Origin of the sequence: Leucobacter sp. UT-8R-CII-1-4 (assembly GCF_030010235.1) — a bacterium.
In the GTDB taxonomy this organism is placed as follows: Bacteria; Actinomycetota; Actinomycetes; order Actinomycetales; family Microbacteriaceae; genus Leucobacter.
In genome coordinates this window covers 999068-1021828 of sequence record NZ_JASCRS010000001.1, presented here as the reverse complement: position 1 = coordinate 1021828, position 22761 = coordinate 999068, and the positions used below count along the sequence as shown (strand labels likewise).

Below are 22761 nucleotides of genomic sequence, written 5' to 3'. Positions count from 1 at the left end.
ACCCTCCCTGTGCGAAGTGAGCTTCGCGAGCGAAGTCGCAGGGTCTCATCGTCAAAGGTGAAACTGGACGTGGATGAGACCCTGCGATTTGCAAGGCGAACGCAGGATGGCGGTGGACGCAAAGCGAACGCAGCCCGCGCGGGCTGAAGAAGCGCACCGTCAACGCAGGATCACGAATCGTGCGAACAGACATTCAAACCCCCAAGACAAAGATTGCAAGGAAGCGAAATGGCTAAGTATCGAGTGCAGAACCCTGCGACCGGTGAGATCCTCGAAACCTTCGAGAGCGCCACTGATCAGCAGATCGAAGAAGCAGTTACCAGCGCCGACGACGTATACCGCGAGTGGCGTGAACGCAGCGTGCAGGAGCGCGCTGGCGTTGTCAAGCGTGTGGCCGAAATTTTTGCAGAGCGCCGCGAAGAACTCGCGCGCCTGATCGCCCTCGAAATGGGCAAGTCGATTGCTGAGAGCCTCGACGAGGTTGATTTCGCGACCGACATCATCGAGTACTACGCAGTGCACGGCCCAAGCCTGATCACTGACTACGAGATCCCGAGCACAATTCCGGGCAAGGCAATGATCGAGCACCTGCCGGTGGGCACCCTGCTCGGTGTCATGCCTTGGAACTTCCCGTACTACCAGGTCGCACGTTTCGCCGCACCAAACCTGGTGCTCGGCAACACGATTCTGCTCAAGCATGCAGACATTTGCGCGCGCTCTGCGCTCACGATTCAGGAGATCATGGAAGAAGCCGGTGTTCCAGTCGGCGGCTACCAGAACGTCTTTGCCTCGCACGATCAGATCGCTTCGATGATCGCGGATCCTCGCGTGCAGGGTGTTTCGCTGACCGGTTCTGAGCGTGCCGGCGCCATCATCGGCGCTCAGGCCGGCAGCCACCTGAAGAAGTGTGTGCTTGAACTTGGTGGCATCGACCCAATGGTTGTGCTCGATTCTGACGATGTCGCAGCTGTTGCTGCCGAGGCGTGGAACTTCCGCGTCTACAACGGTGGACAGGTCTGCAATTCGAACAAGCGTCTTATCGTGATGGACGACATCTACGACGAGTTTGTGGCTGAGCTTACGAAGCTCGCAACCGGTCTTGTGCCAGGCGATCAGATGAACCTTGGCGAGGGTGAGTTCGCTCCGCTCTCGACTCGCACCGCGGCAGAGACCGTTAACGCGCAGGTGCAGAAGGCAGTTGCCGAGGGCGCCACTCTCGTTGCAGGCGGCGTGCTCTCTGACGGCCCGAGCGCGCACTATTCGCCAGCAGTGCTGACCGGAGTTCCACGCGAGTCTGAGTCATACGGCGAAGAGATCTTCGGCCCGGTCGCGACCGTCTACAAGGTGTCGAGCGATGAAGAAGCGCTCGAGCTTGCAAACGATTGCGCGCTCGGTCTCGGCGGCTCGGTGTTCTCGACCGATGAGGCTCGTGCGGCTCGTGTAGCATCGCGTCTCGAGGTCGGCATGGCGCACGTCAATACGATCGCTGCTGAAGCCGCAGAGCTGCCATTCGGTGGCGTCAAGCGCAGCGGTTTCGGTCGCGAGATGGGTCCAATCGGCATCGGTGAGTTCGCGAACAAGCGTCTCTACTTCGTGGCGAAGTAGTTTTTTCACACGCTGGATCCAGTGAGGGCCGGGGCATTCGCCCCGGCCCTCACTGCTTGTGCCCGATTATTTGCTGCTGGCTCCACCAGCGGCGAGACGCATCAGATCACTATCGAAGTCGATTGAGGTTTCGGTGCCGCCGGCGCTGCCGAAGCTGTGCTGGTACGACCCCCAGGAGTTTCCGCGCAGTTGTTCTCGCAGGCCTGACTGCATCAACAGCACCAATTCATTGGCGGCACGGCCGATCCTCGACCCTAAGCCCTTTTCTTGCCAGTCTTCTGGAGCCGCGTAAACAGCCGTCGGTGCGGTCATGGTGCGCAGGTAGGCGAACGATGCCCGCAACTGATCGTCGATCACAAGTGAGTGGCGTGCGCTGCCGCCGGTTCCGGCGAGCACGACGGGTGTGCCAATCAGCACATCGGTGTCGAGAATCTGGAAAAACTGGGTGAAGAGGCCGCTCGCGCCAGCCTGGTAGACGGGAGTGCTGGCCACGAGGCCATCGGCGTCGCGTACCAAATCGAGCGCGTGTTGCAGCTCGGGGGAGACGTGCCGGCTCACCACTGCCGAGGTGATGTCGTTTGCGAGCCCACGCAGGTTGATCTGTCGAAGGCCGATCTCGATACCGTGCTCGGCGCCGATGGTGATGGCGCGATCGGCGATGCGGTCGGCCAACATCTGGGTTGAAGATGGATCGCTCGTGCCCGCATTGATTGCGACTAGATTGAGCGGTGCTTTGCTCGATGGGGTGGTGGTGTCGTGTGAGTTGAGCTCTGACATGGTGTCGTGCTGCTTTCTGGAAGTCTGTGTGTTTGTGCCGAGATCGCCTGGTTTTGCCGAGATCGCCTGGTTTTTCGGGAGACGCGAGTGTGTTTCGGTAAAACCAGGCGATCTCGATGGGGCGTTGGATCGCCGGAACTTAGACGGCGGGATTTGCCTGTGCGCCGGACTCAACCTGCGCGCCGGACTCAACTGTCGGAGTGAGCAGTTTGCTGGCAAGGCGGCCGAGTTCGTGCTGTTCTTCAGGCGTGAGTGTGCGCATTTCGCGCTCAACGCTTCGGGCGTGTGATCGGCCGACGGCTCGCTGCACATCTGTTCCCTGGGCAGTGAGCGCGATCCGCACGGCACGGCCGTCAGCATCGTCACGCACGCGCGAGAGCAATCCGCGGGCCTCCAGGCGGTCGACCATGCGCGAGAGCGCCGGTTGGCTGAGTAGAACATTGTGCTGCAGGTCGCTCATGCGGGCCGGTTTGCCGCACTTTGCGAGCGTGTAGAGCACGTCATACTCGCGCATGCTGACGCCGTGTTTTTTCCACACCGGCTCGTCGGCAAATCGTCGCATAATCACCGAGTGGGCGGTGAGTAGCGCCTCCCAAGCTTGGTTAGCTTCGCGCAGGTCGGCCATGATGCCTATTCCTTTGAGTCAGAGAGGTCGCGACCGAATGCGTCGAGACCCGATGGCTTCTTCTGGGTGTCTTGGTAAGGGGATCCACCGGTCACGTTATCACCGCGGTTTGCGTTCGGGCGTGGCTGGCGTGGTTCTTCATCGCCGTACTTTGCCTTGACTCGCGATGCGTGCGAAGGAGTGTCTGGCGTCTCTGGATCGCGCCGAGCCTCAAGCTCCTTGCGCAGCACGGGAATCACTTCTTCGCCGAGCAGGTCGAGCTGATTCAGTACGGCCTTGAGAGGCAGGCCTGCGTGGTCGATGAGGAACATCTGGCGCTGGTAATCACCGAACTCATCGTGGAAGGTGAGTGTCTTGTCGATGATTTCCTGGGGGCTGCCAACCGAAAGTGGAGTCTGCTCGGTGAAGCTTTCCATTGAGGGTCCGCCACCGTAGACAGGTGCCTCGTTGAAGTACGGCCGGAACTCGTTCCAAGCGTCTTGCGACTTCTTGGCGATGTAGGTCTGGCCGCCGAGACCAACGATTGCCTGCTTTGCGGTGCCGTGGCCGTAGTGCTCAAAGCGCTGGCGGTAGAAATCGACCAGGCGCTTGTAGTGGCCCTTTGGCCAGAAGATATGGTTTGCGAAGAATCCGTCACCGTAGAACGCGGCCTGCTCTGCAATCTCTGGGGTGCGGATCGATCCGTGCCAAACGAATGGCGCGACGTCATCGAGCGGGCGTGGGGTAGAGGTGAAGCCCTGCAGCGGAGTGCGGAAGTTGCCCTCGAAGTCGACCACATCTTCGGTCCAGAGGCGGTGCAGCAGGTTGTAGTTCTCAAGCGCCATCGGCAGGCTGGAACGAATGTCTTTGCCGAACCAAGGGTAGACGGGGGCGGTGTTGCCGCGACCGAGCATCAGGTCCATGCGGCCCTTGGCCAGGTGTTGCAGCATTGCGTACTCTTCTGCAATGCGTACGGGGTCATTCGTCGTGATCAGTGTTGTCGAAGTGCTCATCTTGAGCGTGCTGGTCTGCGCGGCGATGAATGCGAGCAGGGTGCTTGGGCTTGACGAGAAGAACGGCGGGTTGTGGTGCTCGCCTACCGCGAAGACATCGAGACCAACCTCTTCAGTCTTCTTCGCGATCTGCACGGTTGCATCAATTCGCTCGGCTTCGCTCGGGGTGTACCCGGTCGTAGGGTCGCGCGTGATGTCGCTGACGGTGAAGACGCCGAATTCCATGATTGCTCCTGTTGCGCTGTGGTGAATCTCGTGCCCGGGTGGGCCGATCTTCGAAACCAATTATATGTGTTTGCATATATCAACGCGCTGGGAGTGAATCTATTCCCGATCTGTTCATGGGATTCTGTGATCCGCGTCGCGGGCGCAGAATGAGGCGACGAGCGACGAGCGACGAGCGAAAAGTGAAGGCGAAGAGCGAGAGGCGGCGCTGATGGTGAGAGGCGTCGCTGAAAAAGGCAAAGCCCCGCGCATCTCGACGAGCTCGATGGGCGGGGCTTTGCGTTCTGACGGAGCCTGGCGGCTTGGCTGCCTTAGTCCTCGTCTGGGTCCGAAGGATCCAGTGGGGCGTGGTGATCAAGATTCGCCTCGCCCTTTTTCCAGTAACCGTGCGCGTCAACCTGCTGCTTCGGCAAGCCGAGTTCACGACGCAGGTAGCGGCGCAGCGGAATCAGCGAGCTTGCCTCGCCGGCCAAGAAGACCATCGTGCGCTCGCCGATGTTGAGCCCCTCAAGTGCGGTTTTGATTCGGTCGGCGCGATCCTCGCCGCTAACCCAGTGGAAGTTTCGGCTGGGGCCTTCGTAGCTCGCAAGGTACGAAGCGGTTTCTGGGTTGTCGACAGTAAAGAGGCCCACGACCGGGGTGTCGCCGAGCAGGTCGAGCCAGCGGGTGACGGCTGGCAGTGCCGACTCGTCGGCGAGCAAAATCGCCTCTTCAATGTTGCTTGGTGGCACGAGTGAGCCGCGAGGTCCTGCGACAACCAGCGGATCGCCGGGCGCTGCCTTGGCTGCCCATGCTGCGGCGGGGCCGCTGTGCGAGTCGTTTGCGTGGAGCACAAAGTCAAGGTCGAGCTCGGGTCCTTGTTCACCTTCGGCGCAGAACGCGAACGGCGTGTAATCGCGAGCGATGACCTCGCCAGCTGGCGCCGGAGCTTCTTTGTCTCGGGCCGGCGTGAAAATGGTGCCATCGCCCGCTGGGTCAGGGAAAAATACCTTGACGTGGTCGCCCGGTGCGAGGGCGACAAAGCCCTCAAGATCCTCGCCGACAACCGTGATGCGCTGCATGCGTGGCGCAATCTGTTCTGAGCGCAACACCCGCAGATTGCGGCGCTTGAGCTCGTGCATCACTCTGGTCCACTCGAAATGTTCGCTCATCGTGCACCTACCCCTTATAAATCTCTCGCGATATCAACAGTTATCCAGCCTAGCCAATTCGTCTGATGAAGAGAAGGGGGTACTTAGGGTCTGCGCCAAGTTGCAGAACCGCAACCGCCCGCGGGTGATATTTCACAATTCGCTACGCGAGTGCAGAAAGACAGAGGAGACGCGAGCGCAGAAAGACAGAGGAGATGCGAACGCAGAAAGACGGCAGGGACGCGAACGCAGATTGGCAGGGGAGGGGAAGGTGGGCGCTGAACAAAAAGCGGCCCCGGTCACCTGAATAGCTCAGGGAACGGGACCGCCTATTGTTTGCGAAGATTACTCCGAAAGCAGTGCCTGAATGCGGCGGATGCCCTCAAGCAGTGGCTCGTCGCCCAGCGCGTAGCTGAAGCGCAGGTATCCACTCGGGCCAAATGCTTCACCAGGAACCGCTGCGACCTCGGCCTGATCAAGAATCAGATCGGCGAGTTCAAGGGAGGTGTTCGGGGTAACGCCACGGATCTCGCGGCCAAGCGCCTCGCGCACATCTACGTAAGCGTAGAAGGCGCCCTCTGGGGTTGGGCAGTGGAAGCCAGGAACCTTGTTGAGCTCGTCAACAATCAGCTTGCGGCGGCGGTCGAAAGCGAGACGCATCTCTTCGACCGGCTCCTGCGGGCCGTTGAGTGCGGCAGCGGCAGCGAGCTGAGCAATATTGTTCACGTTCGAGCAGAGGTGTGACTGCAGGTTCGAAGCGCCCTTGATGATGTCGGCGGGGCCCATCATCCAGCCGAGACGCCAGCCGGTCATAGCGTAGGTCTTTGCGACACCGTTTACCAGGATGGTGCGGTCGGTGAGCGCTGGCACAGCCTCAACAATCGAGACAGCGCGCACGCCGTCGTACACCAGGTTCTGGTAGATCTCGTCGGCAACAACCCAGAGGCCGTTCGCTTCTGCCCACTCGCCAATTGCGCGGGTCTCTTCTGGAGAGTAGACCGCACCGGTTGGGTTCGAAGGTGAAACAAAGAGCAGAACCTTGGTGCGCTCGGTGCGAGCCGCCTCAAGCTGTTCAACGGTTACCTTGTAGCCCTGGTCTGCACCTGCAAAAACCTCAACAGGAACACCGTCGGCGAGCTGAATCGCCTCTGGGTAGCTGGTCCAGTATGGCGCTGGCAGCAGCACCTCGTCACCCGGATCAAGCAGCACCTGGAATGCCTGGTAGACAGCCTGCTTGCCACCATTGGTGACGATTACCTGCGCTGGATCAATGTTCCAGCCAGAATCGCGGGCGGTCTTTGCGGCAATAGCCTGGCGCAGCACGGGAAGACCAGCCGCTGCGGTGTAGCGGAAGTTCTTGGGATCGTCGAGCGCGGCGCGTGCCACGTCAACGATGTGTGCTGGGGTCGCGAAATCGGGCTCGCCAGCGGCGTAGCTGATTACGGGACGGCCCTCGGCTTGCAGGGCTTTAGCCTTGGCGTCGACCTTGAGGGTTGCGGACTCGGCGATCGCGCCGATCTTCTTCGAAAGACGGGAGATGTTGCTCACGACTCAATCCTAGGGGCTGTGACATGCTATTTCTGCATGTGTTCAGCCTTCTTTGCGCGACGGAGCTCGTGCAGCAGCGGCTCGGTGTAGCCGCTTGGCTGGGCTGCGCCTTCAAGAATCATTCGACGTGCGGCTGTGAATGCGATTCCTGGGGTATCGCCGTCTTCGCCGAGCAGTTTTTCGTACAGCGGATCGTTCGCATTCTGAGCGTCAACTACCGCTGAGAGACGGCGCAGACTCTCGTCGATTTGGGCTGCATCGATGACGCCGTGTGTGAGCCAGTTGGCAAGCAACTGCGCCGAAATGCGAAGTGTTGCGCGGTCTTCCATCAGTGCAACGTCGTGAATGTCCGGCACCTTCGAGCAGCCAACACCCTGGTCGATCCAGCGCACGACGTAACCAAGAATCGATTGCGCGTTGTTGTCGAGCTCGGTTTGCACCACGTCGACGCTGAGGTCGTTTGCGCCAGCCAGCGGAATTTCGAGCAGAGTGCTGAGTGAATCGGCTGCAAGTGCGGGGAGCTCCGCGCGCGCCCGGAATGCATCAACCTGGTGGTAGTGCAGTGCGTGCAAGGTTGCGGCGGTTGGCGACGGAACCCAAGCGGTTGAGGCTCCGGCTCGTACGTGGCCGATCTTCTGAGCGAGCATGTCGCTCATTAGGTCGGGCATGGCCCACATGCCCTTGCCGATCTGCGCACGGTGGTCGAGGCCGCATTCGACACCAATTGCAACATTGCGCTGCTCGTAGACTCCGAGCCACGGCTGGTTGCGAATCTCGGTCTTTGGCAGCATCGGGCCGGCGAGCATTGAGGTGTGGATCTCGTCACCGGTGCGATCGAGGAAGCCCGTGTTGATGAACACCACGCGTTCGCGAGCTGCGGCAATGCAGGCTGCGAGAGTTGCGCTGGTGCGGCGCTCTTCATCCATAATGCCGATCTTCACGGTGTTCTCTGGCAGGCCGTAGAGGCTTTCGACGCGTGCAAAGAGTTCTGCGGCAAAGGCCACCTCGTCTGGGCCGTGCATCTTTGGCTTCACAATGTAGATCGACTCGGTGCGGGAGTTGCGGCCGGCGCTTTCGCCTCCGAATTGGGTGAGGTCGCTGAGCGAACCGAGCAAGGTCATGATCGCGTCGAGGATGCCCTCTGGCACCCACTCGCCTTCGCGATCTAGCACGGCGTCGGTGCGCATCAGGTGGCCCACATTGCGAATAAACAGGGTGGACCGTCCGGGCAATACGAGTGTGCTGCCATCGATGGCGGTGTATTCGCGGTCTGGGTTGGCCGAGCGGGTGAAGCTTGTGCCGTTCTTTTCAACGGTTTCAGTGAGCGTGCCGTCCATGAGGCCGCGCCAGTTTCGGTAGCCGAGGGCCTTGTCGTCTGCGTCGACCGCTGCAACCGAATCTTCGAGGTCCATGATTGTTGAGAGGGCTGATTCAAGCAGAATGTCTTGTACGCCCGCATCATCGGTCTTGCCGATTGCGCCGTTTGCGTCGACCACGATTTCAAGGTGCAGTCCGTTGTGTCGCAGGAGTACCGAGCTTGGCGCTTCGGCTTCCCCGCGGTAGCCGACAAAGGTCGTCGGGTTTGCGAGTCTTGCGGTCTCGTTGCCTACGAGTGATACGACGAGTTCTCCGCCGATGACTGAGTAGAGGGTCGATTGTGCGTGCGATCCAGCGTCGAGTTCTGCTACTTCGTCAAGCAACTCGCGGCCTAGCTCGATGACCTTTGCGCCGCGCACTGCGTTGTAGCCCTTGCCTGGCGCGAGGTCACCACTCTGATCGATTGCGTCGGTGCCGTAAAGCGCATCGTAGAGCGAGCCCCAGCGGGCGTTCACGGCGTTGAGCGCAAAGCGAGCATTGAGCAGCGGCACTACGAGCTGTGGGCCGGCGAGGGTCGCGAGTTCTGGGTCAACATTGAGTGTGCTGATTTCGAAGGGTTCGGGTTCTGCGCGAAGGTAACCGATTCGTTCGAGAAATTCTTGGTAGAGCGTTGGATCAGGCTGGCCCGGATTCGCTCGGTGCCAATCGTCGATGAGATGCTGCAGGCGGTCTCGTTCTGCGAGTAGTTCAGCGTTTTTTGGTGCGAGGTCATGCACGATGTCGGCGACGCCTGCCCAGAAGGTATCAAGGTCAAAGCCATGTCGCGTGGCAGTCTGCTCAGCGAACTCGATGATTGGTGTTGCGACACTGAGATCGGCGCGGGGGGCGTAGTGAGACAAGTGCAGTCCTTCGTTGGTGCTGAGCGTTGGGCTTATTGCTTGGTGCTTGTTGCTGAGTGTAGGCAGGCGTATCCTTTTTTGAAATAGCTATTCCGCATCGTGGAATTCGTGAAGCAATATCGGCGTGTACAGCCGGAAGAAAGGCGGCGCGGCCTTGACCACCAGCGGCGTTCAATCGCTCGAACGAGCATTCGACGTGCTTGAAACCCTTGGCGACGCGGCAAGACCGCTCTCACTCGCCGAAATTGCAGCCCAGACCGGACTCGCAGCTCCAACCGCGCATCGACTACTGAAGACACTGCAAAGCAGAGGCGCCGTCAATCAGGGCAACGACCGAAACTACAGCCTCGGACCAACCCTGATTGCGCTCGGCAGGCAGGCAACGCCCGGGCTCGCCGAAATGGCCGCACCGATCCTCGCCGAACTCGAAGAACTCTCGCAAGAGACCGCGAACCTTGCCGTGCTCGAACACGACCTCATTGTGTATGTCGCGCAGATCGCATCGCGGCAACAAATGCGCATGTTCACCGAGGTTGGCAGGCAAGTGCTCCCGCACGCATCGGGCGTTGGCAAAGCGATCATGTCGATGCTGCCAGAGCATCACGTGCGGGCACTACTACAACGCACCGGGCAGCCAAAATACACCGAAACCACGATCACAGATGAAACCGCACTCATTGCAGACCTGCGTGAAGCCCGAGCCCGAGGGTTTGCGATCGACGACGGAGAAAAAGAGGTAGGGGTGCGCTGTATTGCGGTCGCTATTCCCGGCACCAACCCGCCAGCAGCGGTCTCAATTTCAGGTCCAGCCGTGCGAATGACCGAGGTAGCTGTCGCGCAATGCGTCGAAGCGCTGCGCGAGGCCGCACGAACCCTGCAGGGCGACAGCGCCTAATCCTCGGCAACTCTCGTTCACGGCACAGCCAGAAAACGCGGCTACCCTGAAAGGGTGACGAATCAAGCCAAATTGCGCGCGGTACCAGTTGACGATCGAGCCTGGCTATTGGCCGCTCTCGGAGACGCGCTGAAAGGCGGCGCACCAGTGCTGCCGGTCGCGACCGGGCTTGACGAAGCCGAAGTGCAACGACTGCAAGCACTTGAGCTGCCAGAAAGTACCGCCGTGCTCGTACGCACATCAGGTTCAAGCGGAGTGCCAAAGGCAGTAGCGCTCTCGGCCGAAGCGCTCCAAGCGAGCGCCGCCGCAACGCACGAGCGGCTCGGCGGCGAAGGGCAGTGGCTTGTCACCCTGCCAGCCAATCTCATCTCTGGCCTACAAATGCTTGTGCGCAGCCAGGTGAGCGGCATCGATCCAGTCTTCTTTGACGCGCCCTTCGAGCCACACGCATTTCTTGAGGCAGCGAAACGCCTCGATCACGAACGTCGCTACGTCTCCCTCGTTCCCGTGCAGCTGATCAGGCTGCTCGATCACGCCGAGCAAAACGAAGAAGCCGCCGAGATTCTGCGCAGCTTCTCAGCAATTTTGGTGGGCGGCCAAGCCGTTTCGCTCTCGCTACGCCAACGCGCCCACGAACTCGGCATTGAACTGCGCCGCAGCTACGGCATGACCGAAACCGCAGGCGGCTGCGTGTATGACGGCGTCGAAATTGGTGAGACGCGCATGAGGATCCGCGGCGGCGAGGTGCAACTGGCGGGGGAGAGCCTGGCGCTCGGCTACGTTGGTGACGATGCACTCACTGCTGACCGCTTCATTACCGAAGAAGGCGTTCGCTGGTATCGCACGGGTGATGCGGGTGAATTGCTCGGAGGCATGCTGACCGTCACCGGCAGGCTCGATCGCGTGCTGATTTCGGGCGGCATCAATGTGTCGCTTGACGAAGTTGAGCGGGTTGCCCGAGAGCTGCCTGGGTTCGACTCTGCCGTTGCGCTCGCCGTCGAAGACGAAGACTGGGGTGAGCGGGTCTTGCTCGTCACCGAAAGGGTGAGCGCAGACGCAGGTGCAGACGATGCCTACGCTGCCGCCGACGATGAAAATCTTGATCAAGCCGTGAGTCACGCGCTGCGCGCACAGATCGGAGTTGCCGCGGTACCCGTAGCGATCCACCGTGTCGAAAAAATGCCGCGACTCGCGGGTGGCAAGCCTGACATTGAAGAGCTCAAGCGCAAGTTCGCTCACTGACTCTCGCAGATCAGTAGGATCGAAGCCATGAGCGCTTCGAAGAACCCACAGCGGTCGGGCAACCCGGCCACTCGCGCTGCCGCAGAACGGCACCAGCATGTAGACGGCCGCAGCAAAATCACCTGGGTCGACTGGGTAGGCGGAGCTCGGCTGCGCACACTGCCACTTGCGATCGCTCCCGTCGCAGCAGGCGCAGGTATTGCGCAGATGCAACAAAGCTTCTCCCTGACGCTCACACTCTTGGCCCTCGCAGTCGCAGTGCTCTTGCAAATCGGCGTGAACTACGCGAACGACTACAGCGATGGTGTGCGTGGCACCGATGAGCACCGAGTGGGCCCAGCACGGCTCACCGGATCAGGTCTCGTCAACCCGAAGAAGGTACTCGCGACCGCCCTCGTCTTTTTCGGTCTTGCAGCCGTCGCCGGCCTAGTCGCCGTGATCCTCAGTGAGCGCTGGGCGTTCCTGGCAGTTGGTGCTGTCGCGATACTCGCGGCCTGGTTCTACACCGGTGGCAAGCGACCATACGGCTATGCGGGCCTTGGCGAGATTGCCGTGTTTATCTTCTTTGGTCTCGTGGCAACGGTGGGCACCGTGTGGCTACAAAGCGACATTATTCCGCAAGAGGCATGGATCACCGGGACCGGCGTTGGCATGCTCGCCGTCGCGGTGCTGATCGCAAACAACACCCGCGATATTCCAACCGACAAACTCGTTGGAAAGCGCACACTCTCGGTGCGCGTAGGCGATCGTGCCTCACGAATTCTTTTCGCTTTCTTCGTGCTTGCACCATTCGCAGCCCCCGGAATTTATGTGCTCGCCTACCCAATGATGATCTTTGCGCTGTTCGCACTGATCGGCGCAATTCCGGCGGCCGTAATCATGCTTTGGGCGCGCAGCGCACGCGAAATGATTCTGGCCCTTGCGCTGACCAGTTTCACCGCACTTGCGTACGGTGTGCTGATGGGTGTTGCATTCGCGTTTTAACTAAGCGAAATCCGAGCGCGAAGCGCTAGGATTTCAGCGGCGTGAAAGATCGAAGAATCAAAGGAGATTCATGATTAACGGCAACGTCTCTCACTGGTGGCAACAGATCGGCCAGCCGAAGTTGCGAAGTCCACTGGCAGGCGATCTGCAGCTTGACGTCGCCATCGTTGGTGCGGGATACACGGGCCTCTGGACCGCCTACTACCTGAAGCAGGCGCAACCAGATCTGCGCATCGCCATTATCGAGCAGCGACACGCAGGTTACGGCGCATCCGGACGCAACGGCGGCTGGCTCACAAACGCTATTACTGGCGGACGTGAACAGTACGTGGCAAGCCACGGGCGTGACGCCGCCGAGCGGCAACAGCGCGCGATGAACGAGACGGTCGACGAAGTGATTCGTGTGGCGGCGGCCGAAGGCATCGACGCTGATATTAAAAAGGGCGGCGAGTTCAACGTTGCCTACGCCCCGGCACAAGAAAAGCGGATCCGCGAGTTTGCGGCCGCCGAACAAGCGTGGAAATACACCGACCTTGAACTGCTTGAAGCCGACGAAGCGATGGCGAAGATCAACGTCGCAGGCACCCGGGCGGCCGTGTGGCACCCGCACTGCGCGCGTATTCAACCGGCAAAACTCGCCGCCGGACTCGCCACTGCCGTCGAAAAACTTGGTGTAACGATTTATGAGGGCACCACAGCCTCCGAAATTTCGCCGCACCGGGTGGTGACCAACCGCGGTACGGTTTCGGCCGAGTATGTGGTTCGCGCTACCGAAGGATTCACCGCGAACCTCAAAGGATTGCGCCGTTTGTGGTTGCCGATGAATTCGTCTCTCATCGCAACTGAACCACTGCCGCAAAGCGTGTGGGACAGCCTGCACTGGAACAACGGTGAGGTGCTCGGTGATTTCGCGCACGTTTATATGTATGCCCAACGCACGGCCGATGACCGCATTGCAATCGGCGGCAGAGGGGTGCCCTACCGCTACGGGTCACGCACCGATACTGACGGCCAGACGCCCATCGTCACGGTCGATACCCTCAGCGAGATTATGCACCGATTTTTCCCGGCGACCCGGGGCGCAGCAGTAGAACACGTTTGGTCTGGAGTGCTCGGTGTGCCACGCGATTGGGCGGCCACGGTGGGCCTCGATCACGAGACCGGAATAGCTTGGGGCGGTGGCTACGTTGGGACAGGGGTGACCTCGACCAACCTGGCCGGTCGCACTATCACCGATCTGATCCTCGGCAATCAAAGCGAACTTGTCACTCTGCCGTGGGTGAACCATCGCGTTCGCAAGTGGGAACCTGAGCCACTTCGCTGGATCGCCACTAAGGGGCTCTACACCGCCTATGGCATGGCGGACGCAGCCGAATACCGTGGCCGGCCAACCACCTCACCGATTGCCAAGATCGCCGATGTGATTACCGGACGCGCGTAACCGAACAGACGCTTAGACACTGATTGAGATTTGGCAAAGGAGCCAAGCATGACAAGCACACCCGCACTTCACTCAGCAAATGAAGCCGAAATTGGCGAGCACACCGCAAAAGCAACGGCGCTCACTGAGGGACTCACCGAGGCTTCACGCACCATCTGGACAGGTGGCAAGATCGATACCGGAATTTGGGAATGCTCGCCCGGTGCATTCGCCGCAGAGCGCAATGGCTACGACGAAGTCTGCACTATTTTGAGTGGGCGTGTCACACTGCAAGTTGAGGGTGAACCCGATGTGAGCTTTGGCCCTGGGGACATATTCGTTACGCCCTCAGGCTGGAAAGGCACCTGGGTTGTGCACGAGCAACTGCGCAAGCACTACACGATCATTAGCGAGTAGACAGTTACTTCGTGTCGTTGGCAGAGCTATCGGTGCTCTGGGCCGCCTCGGCCGCGTCAACAGCATCGTCTTCAACGATGTCATCCGCGGTGCGATCACGCATGCGCCATTCGTAGATGCTGCTTGAAGCCGTGCTGCGCTGCTTCGAGAGGAAGATCACTGAGAGTGCCAAAGCGATCAGTGAGGCGATAGCCAGGGCGAGCCACCACGGCCAGCCGATGAAAAACAGCACCGCAAAGGGTACGGCGAAAAAGACGATTCGCAGAAGGACGTAGACGATCCATGCTTTGCCGGTATTCACGAGAGCACAGTCTACTGAGCGAAGCTGGGCGCAAGCGTCATGCCTGCATGGGCACGCTGCGGCTCAATGAGACTGTCAGCGACCACGGGTAGCATGGGGTCATGGTTCGGTTTGCGATCATCGGTGTCATTATCGGAGTGGCGCTCATTTTGTACGCTCTTGTCGATGCGGCAATGAGCGACGCCTCGCGCGCGCGGGGAGTCTCTAAGCCCGTGTGGGTAGTGCTGATTGTGGCGCTACCCGTGATCGGTGCTGTGCTCTGGCTCACGATCGGCAAAGGCCGAGGGCCGGCGCCTGTGAAACAGACCGCACCGGACGACGACCCACGCTTCACCGGCACGCGTCTCTCGACGGCCGAAATCGACGCCCACGTCGAAGAGCTCGAAGCGCGGCTTCGCGAACTCGACAATGAAGTGTTCCCCACTGCTGATGAATCGGCAGTTGCCGGTGATGCGAGCGGTGAAAAGAGCACCGACAACCCTGCTGATGTCTCAAAGCGCACGAATGAAACTCCTCGTGCCGAGGACAACAAACGCGATGACAACGGTGCCGCTGAGGGCGACGCACAACGGTGAAAGACGTCTCGCGTGCATCGGAATATGCCACACTTCTGCTGGCATCGCTGATCCGAGAGGGCGTTCGCGATGTCGTGGTGTGTCCAGGTTCACGCTCGCAAGCTCTCGCACTTACTGCGGCGCATGCTGAACGACTCGGCCTCATTCGGCTGCACGTTCGAGTGGATGAGCGATCCGCTGCATTTTTCGCGCTCGGTATTGCGCGCGAAACGGGAGTCCCAGCGCCCATCATCGTGACCAGCGGATCTGCCGTCGCTAACCTCGTGCCAGCGGCAATCGAATCACACGAGTCGCGTGTGCCAATGCTGCTACTCACGGCCGACCGGCCTGCCTCAATGCGTGGCACACGAAGCAATCAGACAACTCGTCAGGCGAACCTAACCGCCGAGTTCTCGCGCTACTCGCTTGATATTGATGTGGATCAAAGCTTTGAAAGCGTCGCGGGCGTAACCAATTGGCACAACGCAGAAAGTGTTGGCAAGCACAGCATGGGTGCGGCTTACGGTGGCGTGTATCACGAGCCAGCGGGCCCGGTGCAAATCAACCTGCAGTTTCGGGAACCACTCTCTGGGCCCTTTAGCTGGGAAGCGGACGCGGCTGACGAACTGCTCGTGCGTGCCGCACAGACACGCGACGAGGCCTATCAGCAGAACTCTGGCGTTACGCCGACGAACAACGTGGGCCGGAGCGTGCCGCTGGCTGACGGGCGATTCGTCACATTTCTACCCGACGAACCGCAATTTGCCCTTGAGGGTGACGCGCTCACCGTCGTGATCGCAGGTGAGGGTGCTGGCGAAGAAGCTGAACAGTTCGCGCGCGATGCGGGGGTGCCGCTACTCGCGGAGATAATCAGCGGCGTCCGCTACGGGCGCGAAGCGATTACCGGATATGCGACGCTGATTGACGATCCCGAGATCGGCGGGCTGATCGAACGTGCTGTGGTGTTTGGACACCCGACGCTTACCAGACAGATTCCTGCACTCTTGAAGCGTGACGACGTTGAGGTGATTGTGGTCGATCCGCATCGCGGTGACGACGTCGACCATTACGATCCGAGCGGTGACGCGAAGCATGTGTTCGGCATCAAGCTCGGCGCAGACTACGACCCGACTGTCATGCGCAGATGGCTCGGTCGCTGGGTGTTGGCCGACCGAGAGCTGCGTGCGGAACGATCCACCGTGCACGAACCCGATCTTGAATCAGCGAAAGCAGTTGGCTACAAAGAGCGCAATGCGTATGCGCGTGCCGAGCTCGCTGCCAAGAAAGAGCCGGTGAGCCGGGCCATGCTGGCCGAAAGCCTGTGGCGTTCGAGCTGGCCCCACGATCGACTGGTGGTGGCAGCGTCGCGCCTGGTTCGTGAGCTTGACCGCGTGGCTGCACCGCGAAAAGTTGAGGTGCGAGCGAACCGCGGCCTGGCGGGGATCGACGGCACCATAGCGACAGCTCTCGGCATCGCAGCATCAAGTCAAGCGTTGGATCAGCCGCAGCTCGGAGCGGGCACCACTCGGGTGCTTATCGGTGACCTCGCCATGCTGCACGATGCAGGCTCACTACTTTTGCCCGTAGACGAGCCGCACCCACGTATCCAACTCTTCGTTGGAAACGATGGCGGTGGCACCATTTTCGACACGCTTGAGGCCGCACAAACCGCTGAATCTGCGGCGTTCGAGCGAGTGATGTATACCCCTCAGCGAGTCGACTTAGCGGCACTCGCCGCTGCCTACGGGTGGGAATACCGTCGAGTTGAAACGCGCGGCGAACTTGAGCGCCTACTCACTGAGCCGGTAGCGGGGCCGCAAATCGTTGAGGTTCCGCTCTCGCGCGAGTAACACCTGTCGTGCGTTGAGGGCAGGGTGAAGGCTCCATGAGTGACCTAGCGCCGATTTGTTTAGGGTGCGAGCGCCTCAGCGATCGGGCGAAACTTTGAAACCGTCTCCTGCAGTTCGTGCGAGGGATCACTACCCGCAACTATGCCGCCACCGGCATATGCCGTAACCGAGCGTTCGCCATCTACGGCCTCGCCGATCTGGGCGCAGCGCAGGGCGATGACCCACTCGCCGTCACCGTGCGAGTTCATCCAACCGATTGCGCCGGCATAACGTGCCCGGTCGAAGGGTTCCAACTGGTAGATCGCCTCGATAGCATCGCTGGTTGGAGTGCCAGCTACTGCCGCAGTGGGGTGCAACGCAGCGGTGAGCTCAAGGGAAGAGACGCCGTCTCCGGGTGTTGCCTGAAAGTCAGTAGCAAGGTGCCAAACATTTGGCAGTTTGAGTGCGAACGGCTCCGGGCTCACCTGTAGGTCGTTCACATGAGGCGAGAGCGCAGTCACTACGCTTTGCACAGCGAAAACGTGCTCATGCTGTTCTTTCTTATTTGCGAGCAATTCGTCACGTTCGCGCGCATCAGCCAACTCGTCTTCGCGTCGGCCACGGGTTCCGGCGAGCACCCGTGCAGTGATGCCTCCGCCGGTTTGCCGAATAAGGGTTTCGGGACTCGCCCCCATCATTCCGTCGAGAGCATATGTCCAGCAATCGGTGTAGCGTTCAGCGAGACGATCGAGCGGTATACGCAGGTCGTCGCTCGCATCAATCGCAGAAATAACGCGTCTGGCCATCACGATCTTCTCGGCTTCGCCACGATCAATCTGAGCGACGGCCCCGCGCACCCCTGAAAGGTAGGCTTCATCGGCGAGGTCGGTGAGCAGTTTGGTGCCGCGCCACGAACTTTCAGTCTGCCGCTCAGGCAGCTTGGGTTCGTCGTCGATCGGTGTAGTCGATATTTCGGTGATCCACGCCTGGGTTGCGTTGCGGGCGATCACCATGCGGGGTACTACGAGCAGGCTTGAAGCTTCGCTGCGCGCATCAAAAGCGAAGGTGCCAAACGTGATCAAGCCAGTGCCCGGCAGATTCAGCGGATCGTCAACCGTCGAGAGTGCTGAAATCTTTTGCCAAATGTCATTGGCGGCGGCAAAACGATCCTCGCCAAAAAAATCGTAACGCAAGAGTTCGCCGACACCAACGCAACCGCGATCATCGCGAATCCAAGCCAGAGGATGCTGCGCGTCGGTGTACTCAAGTAACCGCGAGACATCTTCAAGTGGGAGGGGTCGCGTGACGGCAAAGAGGTGAGGAGGCACCGAATCAGCGTTCACGCAGTCCAATGTACTCTGCATTCGCTGATCGCAAGCTTGTGCTCTCCCGGCGAGCACGGAGGGAAGTGCGGCTAGCATAGGAAGAGTGACCCGCCCCGATACGGCCACCAAGCTGGCCACCGACGTCTCGACCATGTTCGACGAGGTTTCTCCTCGCTATGACCTGATCAACGATGTACTCACCGTTGGTAACGACCGCCTTTGGCGTGTTGCTACCACCAAAGCCATCGCTCCACGCAAGGGAATGCGAGTGCTCGACCTTGCCGCAGGCACGGGTACCTCGAGCGCCGCTATTGCCAAGCACGGGGCGAATGTAGTTGCCGCAGATTTCTCGGAAGGCATGCTGGCTGAGGGGCGAAAGCGTCACGCAGGAAACGACCTCATCGACTTCGTGTTCGCTGACGCGACACAGCTGCCATTCGAAGACAATAGTTTCGATGCTGCAACGATTTCGTACGGCCTGCGCAATGTGAACGATCCTCGCAAGGCACTTCGCGAGATGCTGCGAGTGGTGAAACCTGGCGGTCGAATCGTGATCGCCGAGTTCTCGACTCCGCCAGCGCAGCTCGTGCGTGTGCCCTACGGACTCTACGGACGCCACGTCTTGCCGAAGGTCGCGGGACTCATCAATCGTGAGGCTGCCGAAGCATATCGATACCTCAACGAGTCGATTGAATCTTGGCCGAACCAAGACGAGCTCGCTGCTTGGTTGCGCGAGGCCGGTTTCGAGCGCGTCGCCTATCGAAATCTCACCCTTGGCATCGTGGCCCTTCACCGAGGATTTGTGCCGCAAGATAAGCCGGTAGCGGCCGCAGAATCAGCGAGCAAAGCTGCCGAAGCCAAACCAGTAGCGAAGAAGCCTGCTGCGAAGAAGCCTGCTTCGAAGCAGACAACAGGCAAGAAGCCCGCAGCTACGAAGACCGCTGCCGCTGCGAAAAAGCCCGCATCCGCCGCGAAGCCGGCAGCGAAGAAGCCTGCTTCAAGCGCGAAGCCAGCAGCAAAGACGCCCGAGGCGGCAACACCAAAGCCAGGGCCAGCAAAGACCTCAACTACCAAGACTGCAGACGCGAAGTCTGCCCCAGCGAAGAAGGCGGAGGCCAAATGAGCCGCCCCATCACCGAAGACACCGCCACCCAGGCGATGCCCATGCACCTCTTCCGCGGTGCAGCCGAGAAACGTCACGCCGACAAGATGAAGCAAGAGCTTGCACTTGTCGAAGAAGACCTGCTCGCACAACTCGCATTTGCTTCAGAAGTTGCGGATGCACCCGCGCGCTACCTCGCCGAAGCCGGTGGCAAGCGAATCCGCCCGATGCTGACGCTGCTCACCAGCCAACTCGGCGACGGACCAAACGATCGCGTGCGCCGCGCAGCAATCGCAATTGAACTTACTCACCTCGCCTCGCTCTACCACGACGATGTGATGGATGACGCCACGCTGCGCCGCGGTGTACCCGCCGCTCAGACTGTCTGGTCAAACTCAGTCGCGATCCTCGCCGGAGACCTGCTGTTTGCACGCGCATCATCAATGGTTTCAGGCATGGGCGAAGAAGCGATCCTGCTGCAGGCAAAAACCTTCGAGCGTCTCTGCCTCGGACAACTGCACGAGACGGTTGGCCCTCGCTCCGAAGACGACCCAATGCAGCACTACCTTCAGGTGCTCGCCGACAAAACCGGTGCACTGATTTCCACAGCTGCGCGAATGGGCGTGCTGTTCTCTGGCGCCCCACGTGAGTACGCCGATTGTGTCACCGCATATGGCGAAAAGATCGGTGTCGCCTTCCAACTGATCGACGACGTTATCGACCTCTCACCAAAAGCAGAGCAGACTGGCAAACTCGCCGGCACCGACCTGCGTGCTGGCGTGGTCACAATGCCACTGCTCTTGCTGCGTGATCGCGCCGCAAAGGGCGATGCGGCCGCCGCAGAATTCTGCGCACGCATTGACAGCGGAGTCGCTCGGATCGCTGCGGGCGAAGACCCGTCGATCCTCGACCCAGAAGTCGTTGCGCTGCGCGAACACGAAGTTACCCAGCAGACCGAAGAAGCCGCCCGTCAGTGGGCTGCCGACGCGGTTCGTGCGCTTGACCCACTGCCAAAGTCGACCGTGAAGCGCGGTCTTGAGCGCATGGCAGAGTCGATCGTCACCCGCGAGGGATAACACCGCAACGCAAACCCCGCACCGATGGCTAGCGAGGGCTAGCAAGAAAGCGATGAACTTGAGCAAGATGCGCCTCGCGATTGTTGGAGCCGGCCCCGCAGGAATTTATGCGGCCGACATGATGATCAAAGCCGAACGTGACTTTGACGTTGAAATTGATCTATTTGATCAATTGCCAGCACCGTATGGTCTTGTTCGATATGGCGTTTCACCAGACCATCCGCGCATCAAGGGCATCATCAAAGCACTGCGTGAGGTGCTTGACCGCACCGACCGGGGCAACGATTCTGACGCCTCAGCAGAGGGCGCAGGATCGCAAGGCCCACACGGCTCAGTGCACTACTACGGCAACGTTCGCTACGGCGAGCACATCACGCTCGAAGACCTGAAGCGTCACTACCATGCGGTGATCTTCTCAACCGGTGCGATCCGTGATGCACAACTGAGCATCCCAGGTATCGACGCCGAGGCTTCATACGGCGCAGCCGACTTCGTGAGCTGGTTCGATGGGCACCCAGACGTGCCACGCGAGTGGCCACTTGAAGCGAAGCAGGTCGCCGTGATCGGCAACGGCAACGTTGCGCTTGACGTTTCACGCATGCTGATCAAGCACGCCGAAGACTTGCTGCCTACCGAGATTCCAGACAATGTGCATCGGGTGCTCGATCAGAACCCGATCGAAGAATTGCACCTCTTCGGTCGCCGCGGTCCACAGTACGTAAAGTTCACGCCGCTCGAACTGCGTGAGCTCGGTGAAGTGCGTGACGTAGACATGGTGATCGACGAGCGTGACTTCGACCTCGACGACCCCTACGTCACCGAAACTCTGATGAGCAACAAACAGATCATCGTAATTTCGCGCATCATGAATCAGTGGCGTGAAGCACAGAAGCTGCGTGAGAGCGGCGAGGTCGCACCGGCAAGCCGCCGACTGCATCTGCACTTCTGGTCAAAGCCCGTCGAGGTTGTAACCGAGAACGGTCGGGTCGCAGGTATCAAGATTGAACGCACAGCTCCCGACGGGCAGGGCGGCATCATCGACACCGGTGAGTTTGAAGTGATCCCAGTGCAGTCGCTGTACCGAGCAATCGGGTACTTCGGTTCACCACTCGAAGAGATCCCCTTCGATGATGTGCGCGGCGTGATTCCAAACGAACAGGGCCGAGTGCAGAGCGCTGACGGCTCGCAAATGCAGGGTGTTTACGCGACTGGTTGGATCAAGCGCGGACCGGTCGGTCTGATTGGTCACACCAAGAGCGACGCGATGGAGACCATCGAATGCCTGCTTGAGGATCGCTCAAAGCTTTGGCAGCCGAGCGAGCCTGAGAGCGCTGCGATTCCAGAGCTATTGCGATCGCGCAACGTGCCTTTCACCACGGTTGAAGGCTGGCATCGCCTCGACGAGCACGAGCTTTCGCTCGGTGAGGCAGCTGGCCGTGAGCGTATCAAGGTTGTTTCGCGCGAGGAAATGACCAAGGTTTCACTCGGCGAATAGCCGTATCCGAGGTTCGGCGAGGAATCTGCGTTCGGTAGGAGATGTTCTTCAAGAATGTCTCACCGAACGCAGGTCTCTCACGCGCTGTCGCGCTATCGCAGCGCTAGCCTCGGCAGCGTCTGAGACTATGCGCCCAGGCGTTCAGTGAGCGCCATGAACACCTCACTGGCACCGCCATCGATCCGAACCTTCACCGAATCGCGCTGATCAATTTGGGTAGCACCACGGTTGATCACGGCGATCGGCAAACCGCGCTGCTCAGCACGGTGCACCAGCCGGATGCCGGTGTTCACCGCGAGAGACGAGCCAGCAACGATCAGTGAACTGGCCGCGGCAACGATACGTTCAGCATGGGCGAACACGTCGACAGGCACATGCTCGCCGAAATAGACAACATCTGGTCGCAACATGCCGCCGCATGCGGGGCAGACCGGCACTCGAACGCCAGCAGTATCAGAAACATCAGCGTCGCCGTCCGGCGTAATCTTTGCGCCAGCATTGCGGTCAGCAAAACCCGGGTTTGCCACATCGAACCAGGTAAGCACCTCAGCGCGGCTGAAGCGATGGCCCTCAGGCACGCAGCGAATGGTCGCACCATTGCCGTGCAGTTCGGCAAGATTAGAAGTGCCAGCGGCAGCGTGCAAACCGTCCACGTTTTGAGTGATCACACCGCTCAGCCGACCGTCGCGCTCAAGCGTTGCGATCGCGCGGTGGCCCGCGTTCGGCTGCACTCCGCTCAGGCCGAGCGCGCCAACTCGCGCACCAGCCCAGAACCTGCGCCGGTAGGCATCATCGCCCGTGAACTGAGCGATACTCATTGGGGTGCGAGGTGGAGTGCCAGCACCGCGATAGTCGGGAATGCCCGAATCAGTACTCACCCCGGCTCCGGTGAGCAGGGCAGCCGGGCCAAGCTCAAAGAGCCCCGAGAGGCTGATGATTTCAGACTGAAGACGATCCGCTTCGTGCATATTGTCAGCCTACGCCGGGTGCCGCGGCAGAGTCC

The 22761-nt window shown here is 60.2% G+C and carries 20 protein-coding genes; 11 read left to right on the top strand and 9 right to left on the bottom strand.

What is annotated here, in order from left to right; translation table 11 throughout:
• The first annotated feature begins 228 nt into the window (after positions 1-228).
• Positions 229-1605: an NAD-dependent succinate-semialdehyde dehydrogenase gene (locus QBL02_RS04465; RefSeq protein WP_282725148.1), complete on the top strand. Its 1377-nt coding sequence runs from the start codon at positions 229-231 to the stop codon at positions 1603-1605.
• Between the two features lie 66 nt (positions 1606-1671).
• Here the strand turns inward: QBL02_RS04465 and QBL02_RS04460 are convergent, their stop codons facing one another.
• The 6 genes from QBL02_RS04460 to QBL02_RS04435 form a co-directional block, all read right to left on the bottom strand.
• A complete protein-coding gene (locus QBL02_RS04460; RefSeq protein WP_282725147.1) occupies positions 1672-2382 on the bottom strand; it encodes a CE1759 family FMN reductase in 711 nt (236 codons plus the stop codon).
• Between the two features lie 139 nt (positions 2383-2521).
• The gene (locus tag QBL02_RS04455; protein WP_282725146.1) at positions 2522-3007 is read right to left on the bottom strand and encodes a MarR family transcriptional regulator; all 486 of its coding nucleotides are present in this window, start codon (positions 3005-3007) and stop codon (positions 2522-2524) included.
• A gap of 5 nt (positions 3008-3012) precedes the next feature.
• A complete protein-coding gene (locus tag QBL02_RS04450; RefSeq protein ID WP_282725145.1) occupies positions 3013-4224 on the bottom strand; it encodes an LLM class flavin-dependent oxidoreductase in 1212 nt (403 codons plus the stop codon).
• Positions 4225-4535: 311 nt separating this feature from the next.
• On the bottom strand, positions 4536-5375 hold the full coding sequence (locus QBL02_RS04445; RefSeq protein ID WP_282725144.1) for a siderophore-interacting protein: 840 nt from the start codon (positions 5373-5375) through the stop codon (positions 4536-4538).
• Positions 5376-5699: 324 nt separating this feature from the next.
• The gene (locus tag QBL02_RS04440; RefSeq protein WP_282725143.1) at positions 5700-6902 is read right to left on the bottom strand and encodes a pyridoxal phosphate-dependent aminotransferase; all 1203 of its coding nucleotides are present in this window, start codon (positions 6900-6902) and stop codon (positions 5700-5702) included.
• A 26-nt stretch (positions 6903-6928) separates the two neighbouring features.
• Positions 6929-9118, bottom strand: coding sequence for a malate synthase G (locus QBL02_RS04435; RefSeq protein WP_282725142.1), 2190 nt, complete (start codon positions 9116-9118; stop codon positions 6929-6931).
• A gap of 154 nt (positions 9119-9272) precedes the next feature.
• Between QBL02_RS04435 and QBL02_RS04430 the strand changes: the two genes are divergently transcribed.
• From QBL02_RS04430 to QBL02_RS04410, 5 genes are all read left to right on the top strand, one after another.
• On the top strand, positions 9273-10013 hold the full coding sequence (locus QBL02_RS04430) for an IclR family transcriptional regulator (protein ID WP_282725141.1): 741 nt from the start codon (positions 9273-9275) through the stop codon (positions 10011-10013).
• Between the two features lie 54 nt (positions 10014-10067).
• Positions 10068-11255, top strand: a complete 1188-nt coding sequence (locus QBL02_RS04425; RefSeq protein WP_282725140.1) for an AMP-binding protein — start codon at positions 10068-10070, stop codon at positions 11253-11255.
• Between the two features lie 27 nt (positions 11256-11282).
• Complete coding sequence (locus QBL02_RS04420; RefSeq protein ID WP_282725139.1) at positions 11283-12239, top strand: 1,4-dihydroxy-2-naphthoate polyprenyltransferase; 957 nt, start codon at positions 11283-11285, stop codon at positions 12237-12239.
• A gap of 70 nt (positions 12240-12309) precedes the next feature.
• Positions 12310-13680, top strand: coding sequence for an FAD-binding oxidoreductase (locus QBL02_RS04415; protein WP_282725138.1), 1371 nt, complete (start codon positions 12310-12312; stop codon positions 13678-13680).
• 48 nt (positions 13681-13728) lie between these two features.
• Positions 13729-14076 (top strand): cupin domain-containing protein, encoded by a 348-nt coding sequence (locus QBL02_RS04410; RefSeq protein ID WP_282725137.1) that lies wholly within the window; start codon positions 13729-13731, stop codon positions 14074-14076.
• Positions 14077-14080: 4 nt separating this feature from the next.
• Here the strand turns inward: QBL02_RS04410 and QBL02_RS04405 are convergent, their stop codons facing one another.
• Complete coding sequence (locus QBL02_RS04405) at positions 14081-14377, bottom strand: DUF4229 domain-containing protein (RefSeq protein ID WP_282725136.1); 297 nt, start codon at positions 14375-14377, stop codon at positions 14081-14083.
• A 101-nt stretch (positions 14378-14478) separates the two neighbouring features.
• Here QBL02_RS04405 and QBL02_RS04400 point away from each other — a divergent pair, with 101 nt between their 5' ends.
• On the top strand, positions 14479-14952 hold the full coding sequence (locus QBL02_RS04400; RefSeq protein WP_282725135.1) for a PLD nuclease N-terminal domain-containing protein: 474 nt from the start codon (positions 14479-14481) through the stop codon (positions 14950-14952).
• Positions 14949-16781 carry a 2-succinyl-5-enolpyruvyl-6-hydroxy-3-cyclohexene-1-carboxylic-acid synthase gene (gene menD / locus QBL02_RS04395; RefSeq protein ID WP_282725134.1) on the top strand — a complete coding sequence of 611 codons (1833 nt, stop codon included), beginning with the start codon at positions 14949-14951 and terminating at the stop codon, positions 16779-16781. The genes QBL02_RS04400 and menD overlap by 4 nt, the downstream gene beginning before the upstream one ends.
• 59 nt (positions 16782-16840) lie before the next feature.
• Here menD and QBL02_RS04390 read toward each other — a convergent pair whose 3' ends face one another.
• Positions 16841-18103, bottom strand: coding sequence for an isochorismate synthase (locus tag QBL02_RS04390; RefSeq protein WP_282725133.1), 1263 nt, complete (start codon positions 18101-18103; stop codon positions 16841-16843).
• An 85-nt stretch (positions 18104-18188) separates the two neighbouring features.
• Here QBL02_RS04390 and QBL02_RS04385 point away from each other — a divergent pair, with 85 nt between their 5' ends.
• Genes QBL02_RS04385 through QBL02_RS04375 form a run of 3 tightly spaced genes read left to right on the top strand, consistent with a single transcriptional unit; the run spans position 18189 to position 21758 of the window.
• Complete coding sequence (locus tag QBL02_RS04385; RefSeq protein WP_282725132.1) at positions 18189-19208, top strand: class I SAM-dependent methyltransferase; 1020 nt, start codon at positions 18189-18191, stop codon at positions 19206-19208.
• A gap of 41 nt (positions 19209-19249) precedes the next feature.
• Positions 19250-20263 carry a polyprenyl synthetase family protein gene (locus tag QBL02_RS04380; protein WP_282725283.1) on the top strand — a complete coding sequence of 338 codons (1014 nt, stop codon included), beginning with the start codon at positions 19250-19252 and terminating at the stop codon, positions 20261-20263.
• 58 nt (positions 20264-20321) lie between these two features.
• Complete coding sequence (locus QBL02_RS04375) at positions 20322-21758, top strand: FAD-dependent oxidoreductase (RefSeq protein WP_282725282.1); 1437 nt, start codon at positions 20322-20324, stop codon at positions 21756-21758.
• A 125-nt stretch (positions 21759-21883) separates the two neighbouring features.
• Here QBL02_RS04375 and QBL02_RS04370 read toward each other — a convergent pair whose 3' ends face one another.
• The gene (locus QBL02_RS04370; RefSeq protein WP_282725131.1) at positions 21884-22726 is read right to left on the bottom strand and encodes a Sir2 family NAD-dependent protein deacetylase; all 843 of its coding nucleotides are present in this window, start codon (positions 22724-22726) and stop codon (positions 21884-21886) included.
• Between the last annotated feature and the right edge of the window lie 35 nt (positions 22727-22761).

Coding starts and splice junctions, on each gene's coding strand:
- QBL02_RS04445 (WP_282725144.1), bottom strand. CDS start 5,375: ATGAGCGAACATTTCGAGTGGACCAGAGTGATGCACGAGCTCAAGCGC.
- QBL02_RS04450 (WP_282725145.1), bottom strand. CDS start 4,224: ATGGAATTCGGCGTCTTCACCGTCAGCGACATCACGCGCGACCCTACG.
- QBL02_RS04400 (WP_282725135.1), top strand. CDS start 14,479: ATGGTTCGGTTTGCGATCATCGGTGTCATTATCGGAGTGGCGCTCATT.
- QBL02_RS04370 (WP_282725131.1), bottom strand. CDS start 22,726: ATGCACGAAGCGGATCGTCTTCAGTCTGAAATCATCAGCCTCTCGGGG.
- QBL02_RS04455 (WP_282725146.1), bottom strand. CDS start 3,007: ATGGCCGACCTGCGCGAAGCTAACCAAGCTTGGGAGGCGCTACTCACC.
- QBL02_RS04465 (WP_282725148.1), top strand. CDS start 229: ATGGCTAAGTATCGAGTGCAGAACCCTGCGACCGGTGAGATCCTCGAA.
- QBL02_RS04460 (WP_282725147.1), bottom strand. CDS start 2,382: ATGTCAGAGCTCAACTCACACGACACCACCACCCCATCGAGCAAAGCA.
- QBL02_RS04420 (WP_282725139.1), top strand. CDS start 11,283: ATGAGCGCTTCGAAGAACCCACAGCGGTCGGGCAACCCGGCCACTCGC.
- QBL02_RS04415 (WP_282725138.1), top strand. CDS start 12,310: ATGATTAACGGCAACGTCTCTCACTGGTGGCAACAGATCGGCCAGCCG.
- QBL02_RS04410 (WP_282725137.1), top strand. CDS start 13,729: ATGACAAGCACACCCGCACTTCACTCAGCAAATGAAGCCGAAATTGGC.
- QBL02_RS04380 (WP_282725283.1), top strand. CDS start 19,250: ATGCACCTCTTCCGCGGTGCAGCCGAGAAACGTCACGCCGACAAGATG.